Annotated in this window: 13 protein-coding genes; 7 read left to right on the forward strand and 6 right to left on the reverse strand. The window is 73.1% G+C overall.

Going from position 1 to position 13,602, the window contains the following annotated elements; all coding sequences use genetic code 11:
• Nucleotides 1-12 precede the first annotated feature (12 nt).
• Genes moaC through ACFY1S_RS14910 form a run of 4 tightly spaced genes read left to right on the forward strand, consistent with a single transcriptional unit; the run spans nt 13 to nt 2,706 of the window.
• Complete coding sequence (moaC, locus tag ACFY1S_RS14895) at nt 13-504, forward strand: cyclic pyranopterin monophosphate synthase MoaC (protein ID WP_139586429.1); 492 nt, start codon at nt 13-15, stop codon at nt 502-504.
• The gene (locus ACFY1S_RS14900) at nt 501-971 is read left to right on the forward strand and encodes a molybdenum cofactor biosynthesis protein B (protein ID WP_387117323.1); all 471 of its coding nucleotides are present in this window, start codon (nt 501-503) and stop codon (nt 969-971) included. Before moaC ends, ACFY1S_RS14900 begins: the two co-directional genes overlap by 4 nt.
• Nucleotides 972-1,024: 53 nt before the next feature.
• Entirely contained in the window at nt 1,025-2,281 is a 1,257-nt protein-coding gene (locus tag ACFY1S_RS14905) for a molybdopterin molybdotransferase MoeA (protein WP_387117326.1), read from the forward strand.
• The gene (locus tag ACFY1S_RS14910; RefSeq protein ID WP_139586432.1) at nt 2,278-2,706 is read left to right on the forward strand and encodes a molybdenum cofactor biosynthesis protein MoaE; all 429 of its coding nucleotides are present in this window, start codon (nt 2,278-2,280) and stop codon (nt 2,704-2,706) included. The genes ACFY1S_RS14905 and ACFY1S_RS14910 overlap by 4 nt, the downstream gene beginning before the upstream one ends.
• Before the next feature lie 4 nt (nt 2,707-2,710).
• On the opposite strand, the gene ACFY1S_RS14915 is transcribed toward ACFY1S_RS14910, so the two are convergent.
• Both ACFY1S_RS14915 and ACFY1S_RS14920 read right to left on the reverse strand, forming a co-directional pair.
• Nucleotides 2,711-4,156: a glycosyltransferase 87 family protein gene (locus ACFY1S_RS14915; RefSeq protein WP_387117329.1), complete on the reverse strand. Its 1,446-nt coding sequence runs from the start codon at nt 4,154-4,156 to the stop codon at nt 2,711-2,713.
• 215 nt (nt 4,157-4,371) lie between these two features.
• On the reverse strand, nt 4,372-4,920 hold the full coding sequence (locus ACFY1S_RS14920; protein WP_387117332.1) for a DoxX family protein: 549 nt from the start codon (nt 4,918-4,920) through the stop codon (nt 4,372-4,374).
• Nucleotides 4,921-5,053: 133 nt separating this feature from the next.
• Here ACFY1S_RS14920 and ACFY1S_RS14925 point away from each other — a divergent pair, with 133 nt between their 5' ends.
• Nucleotides 5,054-5,602, forward strand: a complete 549-nt coding sequence (locus ACFY1S_RS14925) for a GNAT family N-acetyltransferase (RefSeq protein ID WP_387117334.1) — start codon at nt 5,054-5,056, stop codon at nt 5,600-5,602.
• Between the two features lie 9 nt (nt 5,603-5,611).
• Here the strand turns inward: ACFY1S_RS14925 and ACFY1S_RS14930 are convergent, their stop codons facing one another.
• From ACFY1S_RS14930 to ACFY1S_RS14940, 3 genes are all read right to left on the reverse strand, one after another.
• On the reverse strand, nt 5,612-6,853 hold the full coding sequence (locus ACFY1S_RS14930) for an AAA family ATPase (protein WP_387117337.1): 1,242 nt from the start codon (nt 6,851-6,853) through the stop codon (nt 5,612-5,614).
• 151 nt (nt 6,854-7,004) lie between these two features.
• Nucleotides 7,005-7,454, reverse strand: a complete 450-nt coding sequence (locus tag ACFY1S_RS14935; protein WP_387117690.1) for a hypothetical protein — start codon at nt 7,452-7,454, stop codon at nt 7,005-7,007.
• 391 nt (nt 7,455-7,845) lie between these two features.
• Complete coding sequence (locus ACFY1S_RS14940) at nt 7,846-8,370, reverse strand: hypothetical protein (RefSeq protein WP_387117693.1); 525 nt, start codon at nt 8,368-8,370, stop codon at nt 7,846-7,848.
• A gap of 294 nt (nt 8,371-8,664) precedes the next feature.
• Between ACFY1S_RS14940 and ACFY1S_RS14945 the strand changes: the two genes are divergently transcribed.
• Both ACFY1S_RS14945 and ACFY1S_RS14950 read left to right on the forward strand, forming a co-directional pair.
• Nucleotides 8,665-9,657: an EamA family transporter gene (locus ACFY1S_RS14945; RefSeq protein WP_387117340.1), complete on the forward strand. Its 993-nt coding sequence runs from the start codon at nt 8,665-8,667 to the stop codon at nt 9,655-9,657.
• 10 nt (nt 9,658-9,667) lie between these two features.
• Nucleotides 9,668-10,297 (forward strand): prepilin peptidase, encoded by a 630-nt coding sequence (locus ACFY1S_RS14950; RefSeq protein ID WP_387117343.1) that lies wholly within the window; start codon nt 9,668-9,670, stop codon nt 10,295-10,297.
• Nucleotides 10,298-10,398: 101 nt separating this feature from the next.
• Here ACFY1S_RS14950 and ACFY1S_RS14955 read toward each other — a convergent pair whose 3' ends face one another.
• Complete coding sequence (locus ACFY1S_RS14955) at nt 10,399-13,587, reverse strand: UvrD-helicase domain-containing protein (protein ID WP_387117346.1); 3,189 nt, start codon at nt 13,585-13,587, stop codon at nt 10,399-10,401.
• Nucleotides 13,588-13,602 lie beyond the last annotated feature (15 nt).

Consider the following 13,602-nt stretch of genomic DNA (forward strand, 5'->3'; position numbering starts at 1 on the left):
AGGCTCACGACCGTGACCGAACCCGCCCAGCTCAGCCACGTCGACCGCGCCGGCGCGGCCCGCATGGTCGACGTCTCCGCCAAGCCGGTGAGTGGCCGGATGGCCGTCGCGGGTGGCCGCCTGCGCACCACGCCCGAGGTCATCGACCTGCTGCACCGCGACGGGTTGCCCAAGGGTGACGCGCTGGCGGTGGGGCGGTTGGCCGGGATCATGGGCGCCAAGCGCACCCCCGATCTGATTCCGCTCTGCCATCCGATAGCCCTGCACGGCGTCACCGTCGACCTGCTGTTGACCGCCGACACCGTCGAGATCACGGCCACCGCGCGCACGGCCGACCGGACGGGCGTCGAGATGGAGGCGCTCACCGCCGTCGCCGTCGCCGGTCTCGCCCTGATCGACATGGTCAAGGCGGTCGATCCCGCGGCCTCCGTGGAGGCGGTCCGGGTGCTGCGCAAGGAGGGCGGCAAGACCGGCGAGTGGGTTCGACCGGAGGACCGGTCATGATCCGGGCCCGGGTCATCGTCGCGTCCAACCGGGCTTCGGCCGGTGTCTACGCCGACACCAGCGGGCCGCTGCTCATGGCCGGCCTGCGTGAGCTGGGGTGCGAGGTCGACGAGCCGGTGGTGGTGCCCGACGGCGAACCGGTCGGCGTGGCCCTGCGGGCGGCGGTCGCCGACGGCGTCGACGTGGTGCTGACAAGCGGCGGCACCGGCGTCACCCCGTCGGACCGGACGCCCGACGTGACCCGGGGTCTGCTCGACTACGAGATCCCCGGCATCGCCGAGGCCATCCGCGCCCACAGCCGGGACCGGGTGCCCACCTCGGTGCTGTCCCGAGGGCTGGCCGGGGTGGCCGGCCGGATGCTCGTGGTCAACCTGCCGGGCTCCACAGGTGGCGCGCGCGACGGGCTGGCCGTGCTCGGTCCGATCCTCGGGCACACGGTCGACCAGCTTCGCGGCGGCGACCACTGACGGGTCCGTGCCAGGCGCCGACGGGTGTCGGCGCGTCCCGATAGGCTCGGCCGGTGAGTACGGAAACGGCACCAACCACGGACCGGGTCGCAGCTCCCCCGCCGGCCGGCTGGGAGGAGGCGCGATCCCGGGTGTACGCCGTCGGCCTGGCCGCCGCGCTCCCCGTGGTCGCCCGACCGCTGGCCGACACCGACGGGTCGACCCTGGCAGAGCCGTTGACCACCCGCACCGACCTGCCCGCCTTCCCCACCTCGAGCGTTGACGGCTGGGCGGTGCGTGGCGCCGGCCCGTGGCGCGTCGTCGGTCGGGTGCTGGCCGGTCAGACCCCAGCGCCGCTCACCGAGGACGACACGACAGTCGAGATCGCCACCGGCGCCATGGTGCCCGAGGGCGCCACTGCGGTGCTGCGCGTGGAGGAGTCGACGGTCGTCGAGGGCCTCGTTCGCGGCACTCCCCGGTCGACGCCGGAGTGGCGGCAGCCGGGCGAGGAGGCGTACGCCGATGAGGAGCTGTTGCCGGTCGGCACGCCGATCGACCCGGCGGTGATCGGCCTGGCGGCTTCCTGCGGGCATGACGCGCTGCGGGTCCGGCGTGCGCCGCGCGCCGCGCTGCTGGTGTTCGGCGACGAGCTGCTCACGGCGGGGCCGCCCGCGGCCGGTCGGGTCCGGGACGCGCTTGGGCCGGCGGTGCCGGGGTGGCTGCGCCGGTACGGCTGCCAGGTGCGGGCGGCGGACGTGGTGGGCCCGGTGGCCGACACGCTGCCCGCGCACGTGGCGGCCCTGCGCGCCGCTCTGGCCAGCGCCGATCTGGTCTGCACCACGGGCGGCACGATGAACGGGCCGGTCGACCACCTGCACCCGACGTTGCAGGCGCTCGGCGCCGACTACGTGGTCAACACGGTGGCCGTGCGGCCGGGCTTCCCGATGCTGCTGGCCCGCCTCGTCGGTGACGACGGGCGGGTCCGGTTCGTGGCCGGGCTGCCGGGTAACCCGCAGTCCGCGATCGTCGCGTTGGTGTCGCTTGTCGCCCCGCTGCTCGCCGGCCTCCAGGGCCGCCCGATGCCGGTGCTGCCGCAGGTCACACTGGCCGAGGCGGTGCCCGGCCGCGGTGACCACACCCACCTGGCGTTGGTCCGTGTGGACCGGCTGGCCGGCACCGCGTTCCCGGTGCGGCACGTCGGCTCGGCGATGCTGCGGGGGCTGGCCGGCGCGGACGGGTTCGCCGTCATCAGACCGGGCACCAGTGCCGCCGCGGGCGACCGGGTGCCGATCGTGCCGTTGCCGCTGCTACCCGGGGAGCGTGCGTCGTGACCGCGCCGGCCATCACCTTCGGCGAGGTCACCGACCAGCCGCTCGACCTCGCCGCGCACGAGGCGGCCGTCGCCGACCGCCGGGCCGGCGCGGTCGTCTCCTTCCAGGGCGTGGTCCGCGACCACGACCACGGCCGACCCGTGGTGAGCCTGGAGTACGAGGGACATCCGAGCGCCGTGCAGGTGCTACGCGAGGTGGCCGCCGAGATCGCGGCCGACCCCGACGTCTACGCGGTGGCGGTGTCGCACCGCGTCGGGCCGCTGGCCATCGGTGACGTGGCGCTTGTCGCCGCGGTGAGCACCGCGCACCGCGCGGCGGCCTTCGCCGCGTGCGCCCGACTCGTCGACGAGGCCAAGGCCCGGCTGCCGATCTGGAAGCGGCAGGTCTTCGCCGACGGCACCGAGGAATGGGTCAACTGCCCCTGATCGTTCAGCGGCGGCCGTTGACAGTCACGGCCCGGGCCAGCCGGTCGCCGTAGAACGCCGGCTCGGCGCCCGGCCGCCACGGCAGCGCGGCGACAAGCACGATCAGCGCCAGCGCCAGCGAGTTCTCCATCAGCGCGCCGAACAGGCCGTCCTGGTAGTGCGACATCTCGGGCAGTTGGTGCTCGTACGGCCAGATCGGCGAGATCAGGAAGAGCAGGTAGAGCCCGATCGCGGCGACGCCGTGCCGCAGCCCGGTCAGTGTGGGATACCAGATCGGCGGGCGGAGCCCGTTGAGACCGGGGAACCCGCCGAACGCCGGGCCCTGACCGGAGCGCTGCGTCACCCCCCGGCTCGCCTCGCGGCGGCGTACGGCGGCGTCGGCCAGGACGATGATCGCGGGGATGACCCAGACCAGGTGGTGCGTCCAGGAGATCGGGCTGATCACGTTTGCGGTCAGGCCGACAAGCGTGAACGCGGTCAGCTCGTCACCGTCGGCGCGGGAACTGGCCGCCCGGGACAGGCCGAGCGCCAGGATCAGCACCGAGAAGGAGAACCACAGCAGCCCCGGGGTCTCGATCGAGTCGTACAGCCGGGCCAGCAGGCCGGCGAGTGACTGGTTCGGCGTCATGTCCGCCGCGCCGACCCGCTCGGTCTGCCAGAGCACGCTGCCGAAGTACGTCCGCGACTCGTCGCCGACGATCGCGACCGTGCCCAGGGTCACGCCGATCGTGGTGCCGATGGCGGTGGCCGCGACCCGCCACTGGCGGGTGATCAGCAGGTACGCGATGAACAGCGCCGGGGTGAGCTTGACGGCTGTGGCGAGACCGATGCCGGCGCCCGCCCAGGCGCCGCCGTAGACGAAGCGCAGCAGGGGGCCGTCCGTCGCGGCGTAGTGGGTGCCCCGGCGGGAACGCCAGCGGAGCCCGATCAGATCAGCCATGATCAACGCGAAGAGCAGGATGTTGACCTGGCCGTAGCCGAGGGTCTCCCGGCCCGGTTCGATGGCGACCGCGAGCGGCACCGCCAGGGCCACGGTGAACCACAGTGGCCAGGCCAGCCGGTCCACGATGGGCCGGAGAAGCCCGGCCAGCACCAGGGCCAGCGCGGCGATGCTCGCGAGGGCGTTCACCATGCCGGCGGCCTCGATCGGCAGTTGCGCCATCGGCAGCATCACCAGCCCGGCGAACGGGGGGTAGGTGAAACCGAGCGTTGTGCCGGGCGCGATGAACTCGTAGAGCTCGTGACCGCTCGCCCACCACACCACCGCGCCGTGGTAGATCTTCATATCGAAGAAGTTGTACGGACGCCCGAAGGTGCCGATGGCGAGCCATGCGGCATAGGCGACGGCAGCCACGATGGCGCCACGTACGACTTTCCTGCGATCGATCCTGCGCGTCACGCGTTGGATTGGGGCGAGGCGGTCCGCCCGTCTACCGACAGCCGTCGGCATGGCGTGGCCACCCCCGTACCAAGGTCGTCCTACCCGTCCAGGTCCTGCACGGAGCCTAGAACGGCGCCTCACGTCAGTGCCTCCCGCGTTATGCGACCGTGTCCGATCCCACACATGTTTTTGACATTTCCACCGCGTTAACGCCTACCGGGTGGTTCAGGTAATTCGCGGCCTTAGCGGGGGGTGGCGGCGGTGAGGGGGAGGATCGACGCAGGTCAGCCCGGGATGCGGCGGGCGGTGGCGGCGGATCGGACGGCGATCCGTGCCTCCCGCCTGGCCGTCCGGACGGCACGCTCCACGGAACGTCGAGAGTGGCCGATGCGGTGGCCGGTACGCCAACGCAGACCCGGCCTGCCCTCCGTGTCGGCGGCGGCGAGCAGCAGCCCACCGAGAAGCCCTATGTTCTTCAGGAAGTGGATCTTGTTTGTGTCGCGGGTCGCCTGGTCGTCTTCCTTGTTCCAGAAGGGATGCCCGGCGACGGTCGTCGGCACGATCGTGCCGGCGAGGACCAGGGCGGCCGGCCGGGTGAGCTTTCCGGTGGCGAGCATCAGCCCGGCACCGAGCTGCACCGCCGAGTTGAGTCGGATCAGCTGCTCGGTCTCGGTGGGGAAGCTGGGGTGCACCCTCCGCAGCAGCGGCGCCGCCCGGTCGGTCACCGGCGCGGCCTTCTGGGCCAGCCGCTGCGGCGCGCGCAGGTTGCGGTATCCGCTGACCACGAAGATGCCGCTCAGCATGGCGCGAGCGAGGGAGCGTACAGGCGTCATGGATCAGTCATACCCCGTCGCGGCGTTTCCTACCCCGGCAACCGCCGGATCCGAATCGGCGAGCGTGCACGCCGCCACGCCGATTCGAGCGACCATCGCTGATGGACGAGCCGTGGCGGGTAACGTCGCGCGGGTGACCACGCTGCGGCTACGCCCCGAGGACCCGGCCGACTCCGGGCCGGTACGTCGGGTGCTGGCCGCCGCCTTCGCCCGCCCCGACGTGCCGACGCCGCCCGAGGTGGTTCTCGTCGACGAGCTGCGCGGCACCGACGCCTGGGTACCGGAGCTGGCCATGGTCGCCGAGTACGGCGGCGAGGTGGTCGGGTACGCGCTGCTGAGCCGCGTCCGGGTCCGACCGGACCCGGGAGGCGCAGCGCCGGCGTTGGCGCTCGGCCCGGTGGCGGTGGCCCCGCACCGGCAGCGCGTCGGGCACGGGACGGCAGTCGTACAGGCCGCCCTGGACGCCGCCACCGAGCTGGGTGAGCGTCTCGTGGTGGTCCTCGGCGATCCGGCCTTCTACCGCCGGTTCGGCTTCGGACCGGCCGGCGACCTGGGGTTGACCAGCCCGTGGGCCGGCCTCGGTGAGCCCTGGCAGGCGTTGGTGCTGCCGCCGTCCACCAGTGAGGAGGGGGCGCCGCCCCGCGGCGAGGTGCTCTTTCCGGCCCCCTGGTCCCGGGTCTGACCGGGCCGGTCAGGCCGGCTGGGTGCGCAGGTACCGGCCGAAGTGGGGCACGGTGAACGCCACGGTGCCGCGTTCGCCGGAGTAGATCAGCCCCTTCTTGATCAGGGCGTCCCGGGCCGGTGACAGGCTCGCCGGCTTGCGGCCGAGGGCCCGTGCGATCTCCGCGGTCGGCACCGCGGCGTCCATGTCGTCGCGGACCACGCCGCCGGACTCGCCCTCCACCAGGGACAACGTCGCCATCGCCCGCATGTATTCGCGTTCGGCGGGGGTGGCCCGTTCGAACCGGGAGCCGAAGAAGCCGACAGCCAGCTCGGCCTCCGCCTCCGGCGCGGCGACCCGTACGTCGGCGGCGGTGATCGGTGAGCGGGGCGCGTGATCCCAGGTCGCCTTCCCGTACGCCTGGACGAAGTACGGGTAGCCGCCGGACTTCTCGTAGAGCAGGTCGAGAGCCTTCTGCTCGTACTCGACGTCCTCCCGATCGGCCGGCGCGCAGAGCGCCTGGTCGGCGGCGATCCGGTCGAGCCGGTCGATGCGCTGGTAGCGGAACAGCCGTTCGGAGTACGACTTGGCGGCGCTGAGCACTGCCGGCAGGTGCGGCAGGCCGGCGCCGACGACGATGAGTGGCGCGCCGAGCTGGGACAGCTCGTGGCAGGCGGCGCAGAGTGCCGACACGTCCTCCGGACCGAGGTCCTGCATCTCGTCGATGAAGATGGCGATGCCGGTGCCCACGTCGCTGGCCACGGCGGCGGCGTCGCTGAGCAGCTCGACCAGGTCGATCTCGATGTCACCGGAGTCGGCCCGGCCGCTGGCGGCGGGCACGTCGATGCCGGGCTGCCACCGGTCGCGGAGTTTGGTGGACGCGCCGGCCCGACCGGTCGGGGTGGACCGCTGGGCGAATGCCTTGAGGACGCCGAGGAAGGCGTCGATGCGGTCCGGTGCCCGGTGGCGGGGAGCCAGCTCCCGGACGGCCATGTGCAGCGCGGCGGCGACCGGCCGGCGCAGCGACTGGTCCGGTCGGGCCTCGATCTTGCCGCTGCCCCAGAGCCTGTTGATCGCCTGCGACCGGAGGGTGTTCAGCAGGACGGTCTTGCCGACGCCGCGCAGCCCGGTGAGCATCAGGCTGCGCTCGGGGCGGCCCCGGGCGATGCGCTCCAGCACGATGTCGAAGACGTCCAGCTCCCGCCCCCGCCCGGCGAGTTCGGGCGGGCGCTGACCGGCGCCAGGTGCGTACGGGTTGCGGACCGGATCCACGCATCGCAGAGTATCGGGCCATCTAGCTGGGGGGCTAGACATGGATAGATGCGGCTACCGCGTGTCGGGGATCGTCGACAACAAACTAGGGATTTCTAGCGTCCACGCTAGACAGCCCTAGTTTTGTCTACCGGTCACTGCTTCCACCCGGTCACCGCTTCTTCAGGCAGAGCACGTAGTCGAACAGGTCGATCGAGTTGTCGTGCACGTAGTTCGCTGTGGCCTGCGGCGCGAGCGTCTCGCAGCGGTCCCCGTCGGTGGTCGCCGGAATCCGCAGCAGAACCTGGTACGTGCCCGGAGCGCAGGACACCTTGCGCAGCTCCGCGTCGTCCTCGGTCCCGTCGTTCACCACGCAGTCACCCTTGGCGAACTCGTCCTCGTCCTCGCTCGGGCTCGGCGCGGCGCTGGGCAGCGCGGGCGGGACGATCGGGGCGCTCGTCCTCGTCGGCGGGGCGGACGACGTGTCGTCGCCCGCGTCGGCGGCCCTCCAGATCGCCCAGCCCGCCAGACCCAGACACGGGCACAGCAGGAGCACCACCACGAGGCCGATGATCAGGGCGATCTTCCCTCCCGACCTCTTCGCCGGTGGGCCGGGCGGCATCGGGTACCCGCCGGAAACCGGCGGACCCCACGCTCCGGGCACCGCTCCCGGCGTCGGGCCGGCCGGCGGAAACGGGCCGGGCGGCGGCGGGTAGCCCGCCCCCGACGTGGGCGGCGGGTAGCCAGGCCCCGATGTGGGCGGCGGGTAGCCAGGCCCCGACGTCGGCGGCGGGCCCCACAGGGGCGCGGTCGGCGGCTCCTCGCCGCTCGGCGGGGGACCCCACTGCTGCCGGGTCGGATCGTCGCCGGACGGTGGCGGACCCCACTGCGGCAGGGTCGGGTCGACCGGCGGCGGGCCGTCGGAGCCGGTCTGCGGGCGCTGGTACGGGTCGTCCGGCTGCCCGGAGCCCGGTGGGCCGTAGGTCGTCATGTCATCCCCAGGGTGGGTGGGCTCAGCGCTGCTTGAGGCAGAGGACGAAGTCGAGGGTGTCCAGTTCGCTGTCGAAGAAGTACCAGTTGGTGTAGCCCTCGACCTTGGCGCACTTGGCTTCGGCGTCACGCTCGCCGCTGGTCGCGCCGTCGATCCGGCTCAACACCTGGTACGACTTCGGTGCGCATTCGCTGATCAGCAGCTTGGGCTTGCCGCCTGCCGCGCCGTCGTTGCGGACACACTGGCCCACCTTGGCGAATCGCGGGTCGGCCGACGACTCCGGTGCCGCCGCGCTCGGTGCCGGCTCGGCGGCGTCCACACTCGGTGCGGTGTCCACTGCCGGAGCCGAGGCGGTCGGCGCGGCAACAGGTGCCGGGTCGTCCCGACCGCTGAAGAACCAGTACGCGCCGCCGCCGGCCACGAGTAGCAGCAGGACGACGAGCACCGCGAGCAACGGCCCGCGGCCCGAGCGATCCGGTGGCGGTTCGGGATCCCCGCCGTACTGACGGTCGTCGGGCCGGTACTGCTGCCCGCCGTACGGCGTCACGGGCTCGGCCGGCCGGTAGGACTCGCCGCCGTAGGGGGGCGCCCCACCGTAGGAGCCGTCACCGTAGGGACCGGGGCGGCCCGGTTGCGCAGGCGGGTACGGCTGGGGCACCGACGGGTACGGCTGCTGCGCCGGGCGACCGGGCGTCTCGTCGGGCCGCTGCCCACGCCATGCCCCTGGCACGCCGCCACCCGGTGGTCCGTAGCTCGTCATGCCGCCCTCCTGCACGAGTGGTGAGAGGCCGGCCACCAAAGCGGGACGCGGGCTCCGACGTCACCGTAGCGTGGTCCACCGATGAGCTCATCTCCGACGAGTGCCGCAGGCCGCCCCGGCCCCGCACCGACTCTGATCTGGACCGCGTTGATCGTGGTCTACGTCCTCTGGGGCTCCACCTATCTGGCCATCCGGATCGCCGTGGAGACGCTTCCCGCGTTGACGTCGGCGGCGATGCGGTTCGCCGCCGCCGGTCTGGTGCTCGCCGTGGTGCTACGGCTGCGTCGCGGGCCGGGCGCGCTGCGGGTGGACCGCCGGCAGCTCGCCTCCGCCGCGTTCGTCGGGGTGCTCCTGCTCGCCGGCGGCAATGGCCTGGTGGTGCTCGCCGAGTCCGGGCCGCCCGGGGTGGCGGTGCCCTCCGGCATCGCCGCGCTGCTGGTGGCGACCGTGCCGCTGCTCGTGGTGCTGCTGCGCTCCGGCACCGGGGACCGGCCACCGGCGTGGACGTTCGTCGGGGTCACCGTGGGCTTCGTCGGCCTGGTGCTGCTCGTGCTGCCGGCGGGAAGCACGAGCGTGGTGCCGCTGGTCGGGGCGTTGACAGTGGTCGCGGCGGCCGTCTCCTGGTCGGTCGGATCATTCCTGTCCGGACGTCTGCGGATGCCCGCCGACCCGTTCGTCGCAACGGTGTACGAGATGCTTGCCGGCGCGCTGGTGCTCGCCGTCATCGCCGCCGGCCGGGGCGAACTGCGCGACTTCCACCCCGCGTCGGTCAGTACCAGGTCCTGGGTCGCGCTGGTGTACCTCATGGTGGCCGGCTCGCTCGTGGCCTTCACCGCGTACGTGTGGCTGCTGCACAACGCACCCATCTCGCTGGTCTCGACGTACGCCTACGTCAATCCGGCGGTCGCGGTGGCGCTCGGCGCGCTGCTGGTGGCCGAGCCGGTCACCGCGCAGACCCTGCTCGGCGGCGCGGTGATTGTGGCCGGGGTGGCGGTGGTGGTGAGCACCGAACGGCCGCGCCGGGTCAGCGCGGAAACGCGTTCGGGGGCCGCGCCGGTGGGGGACCGCCGGTAACGTCCGGCCCATGTCGGCGGCCGCGCTGCTCGGGGTGGTGGTGCTCGGCGGGCTGGTCGGTCTTGTCGTACCCCCGTTGGCCTGGCACTTCACGGGGCCGCCCGTCCGGCGCGGCAGGTGGTTCCGGCTCGGGCCGGTGGTGGCGGCTGTGGTCTTCGGAGGGCTCGCCGTTTCCCGGGGTGACGATCCGGCGCTGCCGGTGTTCCTGGCGGTGGCGGCGGTCGGGCTGGTGCTGGCCCGGGTCGACCTGGTCTGCCTGCGGCTGCCCGACCCGCTCGTCCTCGCCGCGGGAGTGCTCGCCCTCGCCGGCCTGACCGGCGCTGCGGTGCTGGCCGACGACCCGGCGCGGCTGCTCGGCGCGCTGGCCGGCGCGACCGTCGCCGGGGCGGCCCACGTGCTGCTGGCTCTGCTCCCCGGGTCACGGCTGGGCTTCGGGGACGTGAAACTCGCAGCCGTCCTGGGCCTGCCGCTCGGTTGGCTGGGCCGCGACGCCCTGCTCACCGGCCTGCTCCTGCCGCATCTGCTGCACGGCGCCCTGGTGCTCACCCTGCTGGCCACCCGGAGAGCGAACCGGAAAACGCTGCTCCCCCTGGGCCCGGCCCTGCTAACCGGCACCTGGCTCGCGGTGCTCGTGACGTAACCCCCACCCTCCCCGGCGATCTTGCACTTTCTGTTGGGGCGAAAGGAGCGGATCAGAGCATCACGGCAACCGAGAGTGCAAGATCGCCGGGCTGGTCACGGTCAGATCAGGCGGAGCTGGCGGTCTTTGGGGCGGCGGGGCTCGGTTTCGCCGAACCGTTCGAACAGGCCAGGGTCGATCGTGTTCAGGAACGGCGACGGACTCCACTCGCGCTCCACACCGTGCCGGGTACGTCGGGCGGCGTGACTGACGTACAGGCGGTCCTGGGCCCGGGTCAGACCGACGAAGAAGAGACGGCGCTCCTCGGCGACCGCGTCCTCGTCCGGCGTCGAGCCCGGCCAGCGCAGCGGCAGCAGCCCGTCCTCGGCCCCGACCAGGAAGACCACCGGGAACTCCAGGCCCTTCGCGGCGTGCAGGGTGAGCAGGGTGACCGCCTCCGCGCGCGGGTCGAGCGCGTCCACCTCCGCGCCGGTGGCCAACTGCGACAGGAAGGCCTCCAGGTCGTCGCCGCAGCGACGGGCCAACGGGGTCAGCAGGTCCACCGCCGAGCGGACGTCCTCGGGGCGGACAGCCCCGCCGGCGCCGTCCAGGGTGGGCACCGCAAACCGCTCGGCGACCACCTGGCCGGCCAGGCGCACCCGGGCGGCCAGCGAGCCGGCCAACCCGTCGGCGTGCCGCAGCTCCCGTGCGATGGCCGCCACGCCCGGCCGGTCCCGCAGCCGGTCGTGTGAGCGCTTCTGCACCGGGATGTTGGCCCGGGCCAGGGCGTCCACGATCGGCGCGGCCTGCGCGTCGGTGCGGTACAGCACCGCGATGTCGGAGAACGACAAGGAGGTGGCCCGGCCGTCGATCCGGCCCGAGTCCAGTGAACGGTGGGACAGCCCGCCGACCAGTTCGTCGACCGTACGCACCACGAAGTCGGCCTCCTCGGCGACCGACGCCGCCGGATACCGGCCGACCAGCGGCGCCTCCGGGTCGAGGCGGGCCGGGTCCAGCCGCCGGCCCCGGACCAGCGAGGACGGGGCGATGGCCTGCACGGCGGCGGCCAGGATCGGGGCCGAGGAGCGGTAGTTGCGGTTGAGCCGGACCAGTCGGGCGTCGGTGAAGTCCTCCGAGAAGCGCAGGAAGTAGCCGACGTCGGCACCCCGGAACGAGTAGATCGCCTGGTCCGGGTCACCGATCGCGCACAGGTTGCCGTCGGCGGGGCTGAGGAGCCGCAGCAGCTCGTACTGCACCGCGTCGACGTCCTGGTACTCGTCGACGAAGATCCACCGCCAGCGGTCCCGGTACCGCTGGACCAGTTTCCGGTCGGCCCGCAGCAGCTCCACCGGCAGGCTCACCAGCTCGTCCAGGTCGACGAGGTCCTGCTTGCGCAGCAGCGCCGTGTAGGTGGCGGGGTCGTCGCCGGCCTCCGACCGGGCCGCCGCCCGCTCGGCGTCGTCGGCGATCCGGAATCCGACAGGCAGGCCCACCGCGTCGGCGTTCTCCCGCAGGATGGTCAACCCCAGCGCGTGGAACGTGCCCACTGTGACGTCCTCGGCGACCGGGCCGAGCAGACTGTCGAGGCGGTGCCGCAGCTCCTCCGCCGCGCGGCGGGTGAACGTGATGGCCAGGCAGTGCTCCGGGAAGACGTTCAGCTCGGCGCAGAGGTACGCGATCCGGTGGGTGAGCGTCCGCGTCTTGCCGGTGCCCGGACCGGCCACGATGAGCAGCGGCCCGCCGGGCGCGGACGCGGCCACCCGCTGCATCGCGTCCAGCCGGTCCAGCAGACCCGTGCCGACCTCCTCCATGCCGGAGAGCATCGGCTCGAAGGGTTCGTGTGGCGACGGTGGCGACGCGATCGGCGGGGCGGGCGGCGGCGCCGGGGCCTTGCGCTTCGGCTCCGCCCTGGGCGCCGCCTGGCGCTTGGCCGCGGCCCGGGGCGCCGGCTCCGCGGGGCGCCGCTGCGCGGGCACGGGTACGGGTACGTCGAACAGCGTCTCCTGCGTACCCAGCTCGGACGGGTCGAACAGGGTGATCACTCCGTACTCGCCGTCGTAGCCGGGCACCCGGCGGACGTCACCGCGCCGCAGCCGGCCGATGCCCTCCGCGAGTAGCTCGCCGCCGACCTGCGCGATGTCCGGCAACGGCGTCCCGGTCAGGATCTCCAGTTCGGGGCCCAGCGCGGCCAGCAGCTCGTTGAACCGCCCCTCGACCTTCTTCGAGCGGGCGCCCACCTTGTTGATCTCGCCGAGGATCTCGGCCAGCGGCACCAGGTGGGTGACCTCGCGGGCATGCGCCGGGCGGTGCCCCTCCGGACGGTCGGCCAGCTCCTCGATCCGGCTGAGCACGCCCACGGTGAGCGGCTTGCCGCACTCGGGGCAGCGTCCGCCCGCGGCCCGGGTGCGTTCCGGGGACCAGTTGACCCCGCACAGCCGGTGCCCGTCCGCGTGGTACTTGCCCTCCTCCGGGAAGAACTCGATGGTGCCGGCCAGCCCGTTGCCGGTGCGCAACGCCTCCCGGACGGCGAAGTAGTCCCGTTGGGCGGTCAGCACTGTCGCCTCCCGGCCAAGCGCGGGCGGAGAGTGCGCGTCCGAGTTGGACACCAGCTGGTAGCCGTCCAGGCTGCCGACCCGCCAGTTCATCGCCGGGTCGGAGGAGAGACCCGTCTCCACGGCGAAGATGTGCCCGGCCAGGTCGGCGTAGCAGTCCGCGATCGCGTCGAAGCCGGACTTCGAGCCCAGCGCGGAGAACCACGGCGTCCAGATGTGCGCCGGCACCAGGTACCCGTCCGGGCTCGCCTCCAGGGTGATCTCCAGCAGATCCCGCGAGTCGAGGCCGAGGATCGGCCGGCCGTCGGAGCCGAGATTGCCGATCCGCCCCAGCGCGGTGTTGAACCGGGCCACCGCCTCCAGATCGGGCAGGTAGATCAGGTGGTGCACCTTGCGGGTCCGGTCGTCCCGCTTGTAGATGGTGGAGATCTCCACGCTCAGCATGAACCGGACGGCGTCCGCGTCGGTCGTACGGGCGAGCCGGGGCGGCAGCCGGCGGGTGACGTCCCGCTCCGCCTCAGGGTCGAGCCGGTACAGTCCCGGCTCCGCCGGGCGCAGCGTCTCCACCAGGTGGTCGTACCAGGCGGGGTGGGTGAAGTCCCCCGTGCCGAGCACTGCGATTCCCTTGCGCCGCGCCCACCAGGCGAGGTTCGGCAGGGTGAGGTCCCGGCTGCACGCGCGCGAGTACTTCGAGTGGATGTGCAGGTCCGCGACGAATGGCGGAAGGCCACCGGAGGGTACGGCGCTGAACGGGGGCACGCCGCATCCTGTCAC

Origin of the sequence: Micromonospora sp. NPDC000663 (assembly GCF_042898105.1) — a bacterium.
GTDB lineage: Bacteria > Actinomycetota > Actinomycetes > Mycobacteriales > Micromonosporaceae > Micromonospora.